General features: G+C 38.6%; 15 protein-coding genes. 6 read left to right on the top strand and 9 right to left on the bottom strand.

Features of this window, described 5'->3' with window-relative positions; all coding sequences use genetic code 11:
- Positions 1-10 precede the first annotated feature (10 nt).
- The 5 genes from accA to P3L37_RS10000 all read right to left on the bottom strand — a co-directional run bounded on the left by accA (position 11) and on the right by P3L37_RS10000 (position 4561).
- Positions 11-970: an acetyl-CoA carboxylase carboxyl transferase subunit alpha gene (gene accA / locus P3L37_RS09980; protein ID WP_109912198.1), complete on the bottom strand. Its 960-nt coding sequence runs from the start codon at positions 968-970 to the stop codon at positions 11-13.
- Positions 971-1075: 105 nt separating this feature from the next.
- Positions 1076-1498 carry a helix-turn-helix domain-containing protein gene (locus P3L37_RS09985; RefSeq protein ID WP_004910820.1) on the bottom strand — a complete coding sequence of 141 codons (423 nt, stop codon included), beginning with the start codon at positions 1496-1498 and terminating at the stop codon, positions 1076-1078.
- Between the two features lie 30 nt (positions 1499-1528).
- Complete coding sequence (locus P3L37_RS09990; RefSeq protein ID WP_080641505.1) at positions 1529-2092, bottom strand: GNAT family N-acetyltransferase; 564 nt, start codon at positions 2090-2092, stop codon at positions 1529-1531.
- On the bottom strand, positions 2073-3533 hold the full coding sequence (locus P3L37_RS09995) for an AMP nucleosidase (RefSeq protein ID WP_375372754.1): 1461 nt from the start codon (positions 3531-3533) through the stop codon (positions 2073-2075). The genes P3L37_RS09990 and P3L37_RS09995 overlap by 20 nt, the downstream gene beginning before the upstream one ends.
- A 119-nt stretch (positions 3534-3652) precedes the next feature.
- Positions 3653-4561 (bottom strand): AEC family transporter, encoded by a 909-nt coding sequence (locus tag P3L37_RS10000; protein WP_109912196.1) that lies wholly within the window; start codon positions 4559-4561, stop codon positions 3653-3655.
- Positions 4562-4856: 295 nt separating this feature from the next.
- Between P3L37_RS10000 and P3L37_RS10005 the strand changes: the two genes are divergently transcribed.
- From P3L37_RS10005 to P3L37_RS10020, 4 genes are all read left to right on the top strand, one after another.
- Positions 4857-5624, top strand: a complete 768-nt coding sequence (locus P3L37_RS10005) for a basic amino acid ABC transporter substrate-binding protein (protein ID WP_109912195.1) — start codon at positions 4857-4859, stop codon at positions 5622-5624.
- 65 nt (positions 5625-5689) lie between these two features.
- Positions 5690-6454, top strand: coding sequence for an amino acid ABC transporter permease (locus P3L37_RS10010; protein ID WP_004910811.1), 765 nt, complete (start codon positions 5690-5692; stop codon positions 6452-6454).
- The gene (locus tag P3L37_RS10015) at positions 6441-7163 is read left to right on the top strand and encodes an amino acid ABC transporter ATP-binding protein (RefSeq protein ID WP_109912194.1); all 723 of its coding nucleotides are present in this window, start codon (positions 6441-6443) and stop codon (positions 7161-7163) included. The genes P3L37_RS10010 and P3L37_RS10015 overlap by 14 nt, the downstream gene beginning before the upstream one ends.
- Before the next feature lie 99 nt (positions 7164-7262).
- Positions 7263-7811 carry an NADAR family protein gene (locus P3L37_RS10020; RefSeq protein ID WP_109912193.1) on the top strand — a complete coding sequence of 183 codons (549 nt, stop codon included), beginning with the start codon at positions 7263-7265 and terminating at the stop codon, positions 7809-7811.
- A 97-nt stretch (positions 7812-7908) separates the two neighbouring features.
- Here P3L37_RS10020 and P3L37_RS10025 read toward each other — a convergent pair whose 3' ends face one another.
- Complete coding sequence (locus tag P3L37_RS10025; protein WP_184957443.1) at positions 7909-8367, bottom strand: GNAT family N-acetyltransferase; 459 nt, start codon at positions 8365-8367, stop codon at positions 7909-7911.
- 103 nt (positions 8368-8470) lie between these two features.
- Here P3L37_RS10025 and P3L37_RS10030 point away from each other — a divergent pair, with 103 nt between their 5' ends.
- The gene (locus tag P3L37_RS10030; RefSeq protein WP_110731923.1) at positions 8471-9958 is read left to right on the top strand and encodes a PLP-dependent aminotransferase family protein; all 1488 of its coding nucleotides are present in this window, start codon (positions 8471-8473) and stop codon (positions 9956-9958) included.
- Between the two features lie 94 nt (positions 9959-10052).
- Entirely contained in the window at positions 10053-10634 is a 582-nt protein-coding gene (locus tag P3L37_RS10035) for a YebB family permuted papain-like enzyme (protein WP_117161941.1), read from the top strand.
- Positions 10635-10713: 79 nt separating this feature from the next.
- Here the strand turns inward: P3L37_RS10035 and yajD are convergent, their stop codons facing one another.
- The 3 genes from yajD to P3L37_RS10050 all read right to left on the bottom strand — a co-directional run bounded on the left by yajD (position 10714) and on the right by P3L37_RS10050 (position 13271).
- The gene (yajD, locus tag P3L37_RS10040) at positions 10714-11061 is read right to left on the bottom strand and encodes an HNH nuclease YajD (protein ID WP_004910806.1); all 348 of its coding nucleotides are present in this window, start codon (positions 11059-11061) and stop codon (positions 10714-10716) included.
- 171 nt (positions 11062-11232) lie between these two features.
- A complete protein-coding gene (locus P3L37_RS10045; protein ID WP_109912189.1) occupies positions 11233-12264 on the bottom strand; it encodes a methionine synthase in 1032 nt (343 codons plus the stop codon).
- Positions 12265-12293: 29 nt separating this feature from the next.
- Entirely contained in the window at positions 12294-13271 is a 978-nt protein-coding gene (locus P3L37_RS10050; RefSeq protein ID WP_272667293.1) for a DUF1852 domain-containing protein, read from the bottom strand.

Genomic DNA, 13271 nt, shown 5'->3' on the forward strand with positions numbered 1-13271 from the left:
ACTAATAGCATTAGCAGTATCCAAAATCCATTATTTTTTGATACCGCTCTGCCAGCAATACTTCCATGTCTAATTGAATTAACTCATTTAAATCAGTGAGTAATTGTTGTTTTAATTGTTCTGCAGCTAACTGATAGTCACGGTGAGCTCCACCCAAAGGCTCTGAAATAATGGTATCGATAATGCCTAGTTCTTTTAACCGTGGAGCAGTCATTCCCATCACTTCTGCTGCAATTTGTGCCTTTTGAGAGTCTTTCCATAAAATAGAAGCACAACCTTCCGGAGATATCGCTGCATAAGTACTGTATTCCAACATATTAATACGATCCCCCACACCAATGCCTAACGCACCACCAGAACAACCTTCACCTGTAATGACACAAATAATGGGCGTTTTTAAGCGCGACATTTCCATAATATTACGAGCAATGGCTTCTGCTTGTCCGCGCTCTTCAGCGCCAACGCCAGGATAAGCTCCCGCAGAATCAATAAATACCAATACAGGTAAGTGGAAACGTTCCGCCATTTTCATCAAACGGAGTGCTTTGCGGTAGCCTTCTGGCGACGGCATACCAAAATTACGCATAACTTTCTCTTTTGTTGTACGCCCTTTTTGTTGCCCCAGCACCATAACCGGCCTACCATCCAAACGAGCAAGCCCCCCCACCAGCGCCTTATCATCAGCAAAAGCACGGTCACCGGCTAATTCTTGAAATTCAGTAAATATTAATGAAATATAATCAAGAGGATAAGGCCTTAATGGATGCCTAGCTAATTGAACAATTTCCCATGCCCCAAGAGATGCAAATATCGTTTTCGTCAGCGAATGACTCTTTTTTTTCAAGAGCTGGATTTCTTCATCTAATTTAATTTCTGAAGGGTGCCCTTTCTGTTTGAAGGCAATAAGCGCCTCAATTTTATCATTAAGTTCAACAATGGGTTTCTCAAATGCAAGAAAATGGTTAGTCATATCGTTCCTAAAATGGTAACTGCAATCTTAGGAGTGTAACCAGAGAATCAATCCCATTCCATGCCTGAAAATAGGATTGATTATTACCAAAAGTGGGATAGTTATTTAGCGTTGATTTTTCTTCAATTGATTTAATTTTAAACTATTTTCCATGATTTTTTGAAAATTAGGGCATAAAAAGTGATTTTTTTCAGGGCAATTCGCAATGTGTAAAATACCTTTTTTTAATGCAGATAACCCCTGTATGGTTTGCTCAATCTCCTCGGCTTTTTCGAGTAAGCTCGCACGTTCAATATTAGGGCCATCCTTATGATTGAGCATGGTAGCAATTTCGTCGAGTGAAAATTTAGCTTCCTGCCCTAATGCAATTAAAGATAAGCGGGTCATAACATCTTTCCCATGATAAACCCGTTTTAACCCCTTGCGGCCTATCGGTTTAATCAAACCTCTTTCTTCATAATAACGTAAGGTTGATGCCGCTAAACCTGATAATTGGCTAACTTGAGAAATATCTAGTTCATCATGCATGAGATAATAACCCGCTCTAACATTCACAACTCAAGCTAATTGTTGCCGTAATAGTACCGTGATCGTGCCATTCATAAATATCTCACGGTCAACTACGTAACCCAATTTTTCAGCCACGCGTAAAGATGCTAAATTCCTCGGCTCAATAAAACAAATAGATTGCCGAAACTTATTTTCTTTTATTAGCCAAGACAATGCAGCCTGCATCGCTTCTGTTGCATAACCTTTTCCTTGATATTCAGGTGCAATGACCCAGCCCGCTTCCGGAATGCCTTTAACTTGCGGCTCGACCATACGATGAAAATCTGCAAACCCCAAATCACCAATATATTGGCCACTCACCTTTTCGCGGACAGCCCAATAACCAAAACCTAATAATGGCCATAAGCCACCATAAGCTAACATTCTCATCCATGACTCGCGCTCGCTAGATGGCATACCGCCAATGTAGCGAACCATCGACTCGGTCGCCCATAACTTCGCAAGTGCAGGAAAATCACTCACTTGGTGTTTATTTAATATTAATCTGTCTGTCTCAAGCTCAGGTATTACAGCCATTGATTGCATCTCCTTGCTATCTAAATGGGGGTTCATCAAACGTTCTTAATTTCCTTGAATGTAATTTATCCCCTTCTTGCCTCAATAAATCAATAGCACGAATACCTATTTGTAAGTGTTCAGAAATTGCACCTTCATAGAAACTGTTTGCTTGGCCCGGTAATTTAATCTCACCATGCAAAGGTTTATCCGAAACACATAAAAGCGTACCGTAGGGAACCCTGAAACGATAACCTTGTGCTGCGATTGTGGCACTTTCCATATCCACTGCAACAGCGCGACTTAAACTAAAGCGGCGAGCCGTTGCAAAAAAGCGTAATTCCCAGTTTCTATCATCTGTTGTAACAACGGTTCCTGTTCGTAGCCGTTGCTTTACCAACTCCCCAGGCATATTACTAACTTGTTTCGTTGCGTCATACAGCGCGCGTTGGACTTCTGCAATACTTGGAATAGGAATATCTGGCGGTAATACATCATCAAGAATATGGTCATCACGCAAATAAGCATGTGCCAAAACATAATCACCAATTTTTTGGCTTTCTCTTAATCCACCACAATGGCCTATCATCAACCAAGCATGTGGTCGTAAAACCGCTAAATGGTCGCAAATATTCTTTGCATTTGAAGGCCCAACACCGATATTCACTATAGTAATCCCTGCACCATCCCTAGCGATTAGATGATATGCAGGCATTTGAAATTTTTTCCATGTTAAATCAGAAGTGGCAATTTGCGGGTCTGCATTTTCAGCGGTTAAATAATTATGCCCTACACAAGATAATGCAATATAACGACTTTCAGGATCTCGTACCTGTTCACATGCCCAATTCACGAACTCATCAACATAACGGTTATAATTGGTGAACAAAATATACGGTTGAACATGCTCAGGTGGGGTTCCGGTATAATGTTTCAAACGTGCTAATGAAAAATCCACACGTAATGCATCAAAATGGGACAGTGGCATTTCATCCGTAGCAGAATACAAGCCATCGGTAATATCATCACTAATGTGAGATAAATCGGTTATAGGAAAATATGCAGCTAAATTACTGCTCATACTCCTATCCAACACTAAGTCTGACCCATCAATGACAAAAGGATAAGGAATTTCAATTTTTGAAGGGCGAACAGCAAAAGTAACATCATAATCCTGTTGCAAAATAGACAGCTGTTCAACTAAATAGGCACGGAATAAATCTGGCTGCGTCACCGTAATGGTGTAATCGCCTCGTTTAACAAAGCGAGCATAAGCACGTGTTTTTTCACAATGATCGATTTTTCCTTCCCATGTTACACATAGCTCGGGGTAAGCGAATAACCCATTTTCCCTTTCTGTAATATCTGGTATGCGGCCTTCTTTTACATAAATAGCGATAGCGTCCCTTAATGAATCTATCGCATTGCTATATAACAACGAAAGTTTATCCAAAACATCTTCAATAGATAAGTTTTCATATTTCTGGCATTTTTCCAAAGACACACACAACTCCTTATCATCAGATAAAATCATCTCCGATAACATAGAGTATCAGTGTGATAGTTGCAAAATATATCGAGACTAATGTGCTTATCCCACAATTAATATATTCATAATTAATGTACTACAAAGGATAAAACAATGGGTAATGTGAACACAGCAACCACGGTTTGTAAGGTTATTATGCCTGCCATTAACTGGCTATCTCCATTTAACTGGCGCGTTAAAATATAAGCGGTTGGTGCAGTGGGAATAGCAAAAAATAGCACTAATAGGGTTGTTTCAAGATTTGGCAATGAAAATAAACTCGCTACTGTTACCGCTAAAATAGGCATAAGAAGTAAGCGTAACAGTGTCGATGTCATGATGGGTTTAAATTCACTTCTCAACGTTGAGGTTTGTAATGCGGCCCCAATACAGATTAGGCCTAGTGGTAAACTAGCGGCTGCGAGTAATTTTAAAAATTGATCAGATCCAAACGGTAACCCCACAGGCGATATATTTAATAACACTCCCACAACACAAGAAATAATTAATGGATTTTTTATGATCGGCAATAAAATTTGCTTAACGGAGACTTTTTGCCCAGAAGATAATGAAAGTACAGCTATGACATTACAGCTTGGCACTAAAACAGCCATAATGACTGCAGCAATAGCAATGCCTTCTTTACCAAATAAATCTGCAACAATGGCCAGCCCTAAATAAGTATTAAAACGCGTAATTCCTTGGATATGAGCCCCAAATCGTGGGATAGGAATTTTGAATAAATATTTGCAACCAAGAACTAACGCAGAACTAATCGCTAAAACACATAGAATGGCGCTCGCTAAATAGGGTAATTTAGTGTTATCCAATGGTGCTATTGCTAAACTGTTGATTAATAATGCAGGGAATAAAATGTAATAGTTTAACTTTTCAGCACTCGGCCAAAAATCAGTGCCAACTATTGTCGAACGGCGTAATACAAATCCCATTGCAATTAGAGAAAATAATGGCCATAAAACTAATAAAATCTTATCCATGAGAACGTAATCTGTTTTATTTGAGTATTAGCTAAGTATATTAATTAGTCTATCGTTAAGTTTTTGTGATGGATAGGTAAAAAAAGCTCTATTTCAATATTTGGCCTTTTCTCTAATTTATTGTTCCATCAACCAAGATTTAATCGATTATTTCTCGTTTATATTTAAATAAATATTTTTCCACACAAAAACTGAACCCTAAAATTATCTCACTTAGGCATATAAAAATCATTTGCTTACCACAACAATATTATGTATTTTTATTCACTATAAATGCATAATTAAAGAGGTTGGTATGTTTAAAAAATTAGTTTTTGCTGGCTGTATGTCATTGGCAGCCTTCGCCGGGAATGTTTACGCAAAAGAAAGCTATACGGTTGGTGCTGGTGGGACTTACCGTCCATTCGAATATGAAAATAGCCAAAAACAACTCGAAGGCTTTGATATTGATATCATTAAAGCCATCGCGGAAGCAGAAGGTTTTGACGTTAAACTTGTCAATACTCCTTGGGAAGGGATTTTTGCGACTTTATCGTCAGGTGATAGGGATATTTTAATTTCGGGGATTACAATTACCGATAAACGCAAAAATATGGTTGATTTTTCTAATCCCTATTTCCCTGCTGAGCAAGCGATCGTTATCAGCGAAACATCTGATGTAAAAGATTTAAATAGCTTAAAAGAGCTGAATGTAGGTGTCGTCAACTCCAGCACAGGTGACATTGTTGTTTCTGATGTAATCGGAAAAAACAGTACATCAATTAAACGTTTCGACAATACACCGCTTTTATTACAAGAGCTATTTGAAGATGGTATTGATGCAGCTGTTGGTGATGTTGGTGTGATTAAATATTACATAAAAACGCACCCAGAGAAAAAATTTAAACTGATCTACGATAACCACTTCGAAAAACAATATTTTGGTATTGCTGTAGCAAAAGGAAATAGCGAATTACAGCAAAAAATAAATAATGGCTTAGAAAAAATTATTGCAGACGGTACTTACAATAAAATTTATCAAAAATGGTTTGATGAAAACGTTCCTCAATTACCAAAACAATAATTAAATCTAACTTAAGGCCATCCTTAGATGGCTTTTTCATGTTATAAATCAGGGTGAAAATTAAGATGTCTGCGTTTCGTTGGGAAATAATTGAAGAATATGCTCCATTATTTGCTGAAGGCGCAATGATGACGATAAAAGCAACCATCATTTGCGTTATTTTAGGCTCATTATGGGGGTTAACTCTCGGCTTAGGAAGAACTGCCAAAGCTGAGCAAGGAATTTGGAAACCGATTTTACATTATTTTGTGCAGTGGCCTGTTCGCTTCTATGTCAGTGCTTTTCGTGGTACTCCGCTATTTGTTCAAATAATGGTTGTTCACTTTGCCTTAGTTCCACTATTTATTAACCCGCGTGATGGCCTATTTGTTACCTCAGGGATAATGTCTATTGATACGGCTAAAATGCTCCGCTCCGATTACGGTGCATTTTTATCTTGTGTCATTGCAATCACTTTAAACTCAGGGGCTTATGTTTCTGAAATTTTTCGTGCGGGCATTCAATCTATTGACAAAGGGCAGATGGAAGCCTCGCGTGCGCTTGGTATGAGTTGGGCAAAAACAATGCGTAAAGTGATCCTTCCACAAGCTTTTCGTCGTATCCTTCCCCCGCTTGGAAATAATGCCATCGCGATTGTTAAGGATTCCTCCCTTGCTTCCGCAATTGGCTTAGCTGATCTCGCCTATGCAGCGAGAACGGTATCCGGTGCTTATGCAACTTATTGGGAACCCTACTTAACGATATCTGTGATTTATTGGATGCTGACATTTATACTTGCTCAGCTGGTGCAATATATGGAAAGAAGGTTGGGCAGAAGTGATTTACGTTAATAATTTACAAAAGAAATTTGGCGATGCTCATGTACTTAGAGGTATTTCTTGCGAAGTTAAACCTCAAGAAGTGATTTGTGTCATAGGCCCTTCTGGCTCAGGCAAAAGTACCTTCTTACGGTGTTTAAACGCACTAGAACGCCCAGATGGCGGTGAAATACAAGTTAACGGTTTTAACGTTCATGACCCTAAAACCGATTTAAATAAAATGAGAGAAAATGTGGGGATGGTGTTTCAGCGTTTTAACTTATTCCCCCATATGACCGTGTTAGAAAATTTAATGATGGCACCAACCTTAGTAAAAGGAATAAAAAAGGAACTGGCACTTAAACAAGCTGAACAGCTCCTAACCAAAGTAGGGCTGTTAGATAAAATTGATGCATGGCCTGCCAGTTTATCCGGTGGGCAGCAGCAACGTGTTGCTATTGCCCGGGCCTTAGCAATGCAACCGTCCATTTTGTTATTTGATGAACCGACGTCTGCGCTTGACCCTGAATTAGTTGGGGAGGTACTTTCTGTGATGAAAACCCTAGCGAATGAAGGTATGACGATGGTTATCGTCACCCATGAAATGGGATTTGCACGTGAAGTTGCTGACCGCGTTATGTTTATTGACCAAGGCATAATTCAAGAAGAAGGCACACCAGAACAACTCTTTACTGCACCTAAAAACCCACGAACTGCGGAGTTTTTAAGTAAAGTACTTTAATTTTATTACCTGCTTAGTAGGCTAAGCAGGTTTTTCTGATATCCAAATCTTTTTATTATCGATAAGCTAAGAATATTATTCCTTAATAAAACTTAAGTTATGGATATCAAAAGCCTCTGTAAACAATACCGCTCAGGGAAAAAATTTAAATATATTTTCTTCTGGGGCCACCAAACCAAGCAAAGTCAAATTACAAAAAGCTGTTTCAGCCAGTGGTACCCTTCCCCATTTGTTATCAATAATCACCGTTTTGCTAGCGCAGAGCATTTTATGATGGCAGAAAAAGCACGCTTATTTGGTGATTTAGAAACATTGGATAAAATTATTCATGCACCAAATCCTGGTGCAGCTAAAGCATTTGGCCGTGAGGTTCGTGGGTTTAAACAAGATATATGGGATGAAAACCGTTTTACCATTGTTGTTGCGGCGAATATGGCCAAATTTTCTCAAAATAAAGAAATTAAGCAGTTTTTACTTGCCACAAACGAACGTGTTCTGGTTGAAGCTAGCCCCGTTGATAAAATTTGGGGAATAGGCCTTGCCGAAGATGCTGAAAATATTGAAAACCCATTAACATGGAAAGGGTTAAATCTGCTCGGTTTTGCATTAATGGATGTTAGAAGTCAGTTAGCCAATCTAACTGCCTAATTTTTGCTTATTTTCTGATAAAAACAAAAAACCCGTTGTGACTAAACAACGGGCCTATCGATAGGTTACTGAATATAGGATATGCTACTGCGTTTTATTACAAAGGCATTCTATATTCAATTACTCCTGGTTTTTCTGCTACCCAATTATACAATTTTTGACCTCGTAAATTGGTTTCCTGTGTATGCCAATATAAGCGGCCACATTGTTTTTCTTGTGCTTGTGCATGTACAAATTCAATTAATTGTTTTCCTACATGCCGCCCGCGCATTTCTGGTGTCACATATAAATCTTCTAGGTAACAAAAATCATTTTCTGCCCATGTTGAACGGTGAAATAAATAATTCACAAAACCAACAACTTTTCCACCTTCAAGCGCAACCGCACAATACATCGGTTCATTTTCATCAAAAAAGCGCTCCCATGCTTTTAGGGTAATTTCTTCGCTTAAATCTACTCGATAAAATTTTTGATATTCCAGCCAGTACACTAACCATGCAGGATAATGTTCTGGAGCAACAAATTCTACGGTAACTGATAATGTTGTTTTACTCATAATAACCCTTCCATTTGTAGACATATTACATAATGGAGTTATAGTACATAGCAATCTGGCCCTGTATAAGAGACACTTTTGTTATTTATTTAGGAACCACTTTATGCGACGCCAACAACATGCGCAGTTCCCATTACTTTTACTTGAAGATGGACACATTAAGGAAAATGTTTATCACACAATACGTAACGCTATCTTAGATGGACGTATTGCTGCCGGTGTTAAACTACCCTCATCGAGAGCATTAGCAGAAATGATGTCAATCTCGCGAAATTCAGTTATTGCTGGGTTTGAACGATTAATTGATGAAGGGTATCTTTACTCGAAAAAAGGCTCAGGAACTTATGTTTCGCCCCATATTCCTGATGAATTAGTTGGCACCATAAGTAGTACTAAACAGCGCGACCAATCTGGATACCCTGCATTAAATCTGAACCCTAGAGTTTCTACTTTAACAAATTTATGGAAAAACTCACGGCCGAATACCGATAAGAACTCAATGTTTAATATTGGTATTGGCTGTGTTGACCAATTTCCACATGAATTATGGGGTAGATTATTAGGCCGAGTTTGGCGTAAATCTAAACATACAATTACGCATTTTAATCACCCTGATGGGTATACCCCGCTTAAAAATTTATTAGTCGATTACGTTCGTTCTACTCGCGGAGTTCATTGTAAACAGCAACAAATTATTATTGTCAATGGAACACAGCAAGCTATTAACTTAGCTGCAAAAGTCTTATTACAACAAGGGGATAAAGTATGGTTAGATGACCCTGGCTATGATAGTGCGAGAGCTATTTTAACCGCAGCAGGTGCTGAGATTGCCGCTATTCCATCTGACAGAGAAGGAATGGATATTGTATACGGTGCAAAACATCATGAAACAGCAAAATTAATTTACACCACGCCTTCTCACCAGTTTCCTCTCGGCACCACTCTCAGCTTACCGAGACGTTTAGCATTATTGGATTGGGCACAACAAAATAATGCATGGGTTTTTGAAGATGACTATAACAGTGAATTTCGTTTTCTATCAAAACCTATTCAAGCCTTACAAGGCTTAGATAATCATCAACGTGTTATTTATGCAGGGACATTCTCTAAAATGATGTATCCCGGTTTTCGTTTAGGTTTTTTAATTGTGCCAGAAATTCTGAGTGAGGCATTCACCATGATGAAATATTATAGTGATAGCCACTGTAGTTATTTAGAGCAGGCAGCTTTAGCGCAATTTATCCAAGAAGGCCACTATGCACGCCACGTCAGAAAAATACGAAAGATATGTTACGACCGACAAAATACGTTTATCAATGCCATCAACCATTATCTCCCGCATATATTTGATGTACAAATGACAGACTCAGGCATTCATACCGTTTGTTGGGTTAAAGATGGTTATGATATTAACCTGATCCTTAACCAATGCCGTCTGTTAGGCTTTGGTGCACAACCGCTATCGCGTTACTGCATTCAGAGTGCTCACCAAAATGCGATTCTATTTGGCTACGCTGCTCATGGTGAAAACGAGATAATTAGCAACGTAAAACTACTTAGCGAACAATTGAGTAAAATATACCCTAGTTAAACAAAAATGATTTTCAGCTTTTATCCGATAGCTAGAAATTTTTCTAATCTTTATAACTGTACCTTAATAGCATTGTTTATATTGAGGTACTTTTATGACAAAAATAAATTATCCACATGAGTACGAAGTTGGCGATGTTGTCTTTACCAGTATTGGGACCGAATTATTTCGCCAAATAGCCTCAGCATCTTTATGTTGGAGTAACCATGTTGGCATGATTGTCGGCCATAATGGCGAAGACTATTTGATTGCAGAAAGTCGTGTTCCGCTTTCAACAACCACAACCTTATCTCGCTTTATTTCCCGTTCATCTGGTAATCGTTACAGTGTACGTCGATTTGCTCATACACTAACCCATGAACAAAAATCAGCATTAGTCGCTGAAGTTCCTGCTCGCTTAAACAAATTTTACCACACCGGGTTTAATTACAATTCACCTAGGCAGTTTTGCTCTAAGTTTGTTTTTGATATTTACCAATCTACGTTATCAATCCAAATTGGCGAAATTGAAACCTTTGAAGAATTATTAACTAAAAATCCGAGTGCAAAATTAAATTTCTGGAAACTTTGGTTTATTGGTCATATCCCATGGAAACGCACTACAGTGACGCCCGCAAGCCTATGGAATCACCCTGAACTATCACTCGTATATCGTAGTCATGAGGATATTCATTAATAACCAATATGGATTTAAATACGTAAAAAGCACTCGATAGAGTGCCTTTAAATACAACAGCCTGAGTCTGCAATGATACTTATTTTTTCTTATTCATCATTGATTTTAAATCAGCAAATGGGTTATAGGTTGCTGCTTCAACATCATTTTGCGCATCTTCCCCTGCAACAACATTAGTGCCATACATCTCAGCCTCTGTGTACTTCGAATGCTCATGATCATGGCAAAATAGGCATAATAGTTCCCAATTGCTGCCATCTTCGGGGTTATTAGTATGATCATGGTCGATATGGTGAACGGTTAATTCACGCAAATTTGAATACACAAACTCGCGGGTACAGCGCCCACAAACCCATGGATAAATCTTAAGTGCTTTTTCACGATAGCCACTTTCCAATCGCGCATAGTTTTTAGGGATCAAAGCCATTGCCAATATTCCTATTGAAGATCGTAATTTTGAAATAATACGCCTAATATACCTCAAGTCAGAACAAAAAAAGAAACTCAATGCAACAAAAAACCCAGATATCATGAAGTCCCAATTTTATAGGGCACCTCATCAATTCTGGGTCCTTTTATCCGTTAATTTATACTTAGATTACTTATTCAACAATTCTCTGCGGATAATCTCAGCACCCGCACTTAATGCATTGAGTTTACCGGTTGCGACACGACGAGATAACGGCGCCATCCCACAGTTTGTTGATGGATAAAGTTTATCTGCATCCACAAATTGCAGTGCTTTACGTAGCGTATTGGCGACTTCTTCTGGTGTTTCGATAATATTACTGGCTACATCAATCGCCCCCACCATCACTTTTTTACCGCGAATAAGCTCAATCAAATCCATTGGAACATGGGAGTTATGGCATTCCAAAGAGATAATATCGATATTCGAGGTTTGTAGTTTTGGGAAAGCCTCTTCATATTGTCGCCACTCGGAGCCCAACGTCTTCTTCCAATCAGTATTAGCTTTGATGCCGTATCCATAACAGATATGAACCGCAGTTTCGCATTTCAGCCCTTCAATGGCTCTTTCTAACGCGGCTACGCCCCAATCATTCACTTCATCAAAGAATACATTAAAAGCTGGCTCGTCAAACTGAATGATATCAACGCCCGCCGCTTCAAGCTCTTTTGCCTCTTGGTTCAAAATCTTAGCAAATTCCCACGCCAATTTTTCACGACTTTTGTAATGATTATCATACAGGGTATCAATCATCGTCATTGGTCCAGGAAGCGCCCATTTTATCGGCTGGTTCGTTAGCTTACGTAAAAATTTAGCATCTTCGACAAAAACAGGCTTTTGACGTTCAACCGCGCCAACCACCGTTGGCACACTTGCATCATAACGATCGCGAATTTTAACCACTTCACGCTTTGCAAAATCAACACCGCTGAGATGCTCAATAAATGTCGTCACAAAGTGCTGACGTGTTTGCTCACCGTCACTAACAATATCAATTCCAGCACGCAGTTGATCTTCAAGGGATAAGCGCAGTGCGTCTTGTTTTCCCTCAATGAGCTCTTCATTTTGCAACTTCCAAGGAGACCAAAGCGTCTCAGGTTCAGCAAGCCAAGAAGGTTTTGGTAAGCTACCCGCGGTAGATGTTGGTAATAATGTTTTCATAATAATTGACCTTAAATATTTATAATTAATCAAAGCGCGTAGTTAGCAGACCATTGCTCTAGAATATGCCTATAGGGTTCAATAAAGTGTTCTTCCGTATATTTCCCTTGCTCAATAGCCAATCGGCTACGTTCTTCGCGGTCATAAACAATTTTTGTTAATGAATAATCTTGGTTCGTCAAACTCGGTTGATAGCATGGTCCCGCAACGGAGTTCGCATTGTAAATCTCCGGGCGATAAATTTTCTGGAATGTTTCCATCGTGCTAATCGTGCTAATTAATTCAATATTGCTGTAATCGCTCAGCAAATCTCCCGTAAAATAAAATGCCAGCGGTGCAACACTGTTTTGAGGCATAAAATAACGAACCTGTAATCCCATCTTTTTAAAATATTGATCCGTTAATGAAGCCCCATTTTGCTGATATTCAATACCTAGTACAGGGTGTTGATTACCCGTACGATGATAAATATCTTTATTTGAGACACTTAAACAAATGACTGGCGCCTTACTAAAATGGGTTTTGTATTCGCTAGAATTAACAAAATATTTAAAGATATTCCCATGTAAGTCACCAAAATTTTCTGGAATACTAAAGTTTGCTTGGTCTTTATTGTGGTCTAACAATAAAACACTAAAATCATAATCACGCACATAAGATGAAAAGTTATTTCCAACTATGCCCTCAGTACGTTTGCCTGTTTTGTGATCAACAATATTGGTTTTCAATATTTCAATCACAGGAAAGGTATTACTATTCCTTTCAACACTCATCTCAACAGAAATAATTTCAAGTTCGATAGAGTAACGGTCACTTTTAGGGTTATCCCAGTAAGCTAATGTATTGAAACGGTTGTTCATCATGACAAGCGTGTTACGCAAATTTTCTTGGCGATTTTTCCCTCTGGCTAAATTAGCAAAGTTAGTTGTAATACGTGTATTTTCAGAAGGATTATAATTTTCGTCAAAAAGACTACTTTTAATCGTAAATGTAAAATTTTTGTTCAT

The organism is Providencia sp. PROV114 (genome assembly GCF_032704305.1).
GTDB classification, from domain to species: Bacteria; Pseudomonadota; Gammaproteobacteria; order Enterobacterales; family Enterobacteriaceae; genus Providencia; species Providencia rettgeri.

What these genes read in the sequence shown, in the direction of transcription:
- P3L37_RS10005 (WP_109912195.1), top strand. Translation starts at nt 4,857, where the DNA reads ATGTTTAAAAAATTAGTTTTTGCTGGCTGTATGTCATTGGCAGCCTTC.
- P3L37_RS10025 (WP_184957443.1), bottom strand. Translation starts at nt 8,367, where the DNA reads ATGAGTAAAACAACATTATCAGTTACCGTAGAATTTGTTGCTCCAGAA.
- P3L37_RS10045 (WP_109912189.1), bottom strand. Translation starts at nt 12,264, where the DNA reads ATGAAAACATTATTACCAACATCTACCGCGGGTAGCTTACCAAAACCT.
- P3L37_RS10035 (WP_117161941.1), top strand. Translation starts at nt 10,053, where the DNA reads ATGACAAAAATAAATTATCCACATGAGTACGAAGTTGGCGATGTTGTC.
- P3L37_RS10010 (WP_004910811.1), top strand. Translation starts at nt 5,690, where the DNA reads ATGTCTGCGTTTCGTTGGGAAATAATTGAAGAATATGCTCCATTATTT.
- P3L37_RS10050 (WP_272667293.1), bottom strand. Translation starts at nt 13,271, where the DNA reads ATGAACAAAAATTTTACATTTACGATTAAAAGTAGTCTTTTTGACGAA.
- yajD (WP_004910806.1), bottom strand. Translation starts at nt 11,061, where the DNA reads ATGGCTTTGATCCCTAAAAACTATGCGCGATTGGAAAGTGGCTATCGT.
- P3L37_RS10000 (WP_109912196.1), bottom strand. Translation starts at nt 4,561, where the DNA reads ATGGATAAGATTTTATTAGTTTTATGGCCATTATTTTCTCTAATTGCA.
- P3L37_RS09985 (WP_004910820.1), bottom strand. Translation starts at nt 1,498, where the DNA reads ATGCATGATGAACTAGATATTTCTCAAGTTAGCCAATTATCAGGTTTA.
- P3L37_RS10030 (WP_110731923.1), top strand. Translation starts at nt 8,471, where the DNA reads ATGCGACGCCAACAACATGCGCAGTTCCCATTACTTTTACTTGAAGAT.
- P3L37_RS09990 (WP_080641505.1), bottom strand. Translation starts at nt 2,092, where the DNA reads ATGAACCCCCATTTAGATAGCAAGGAGATGCAATCAATGGCTGTAATA.
- accA (WP_109912198.1), bottom strand. Translation starts at nt 970, where the DNA reads ATGACTAACCATTTTCTTGCATTTGAGAAACCCATTGTTGAACTTAAT.
- P3L37_RS10020 (WP_109912193.1), top strand. Translation starts at nt 7,263, where the DNA reads ATGGATATCAAAAGCCTCTGTAAACAATACCGCTCAGGGAAAAAATTT.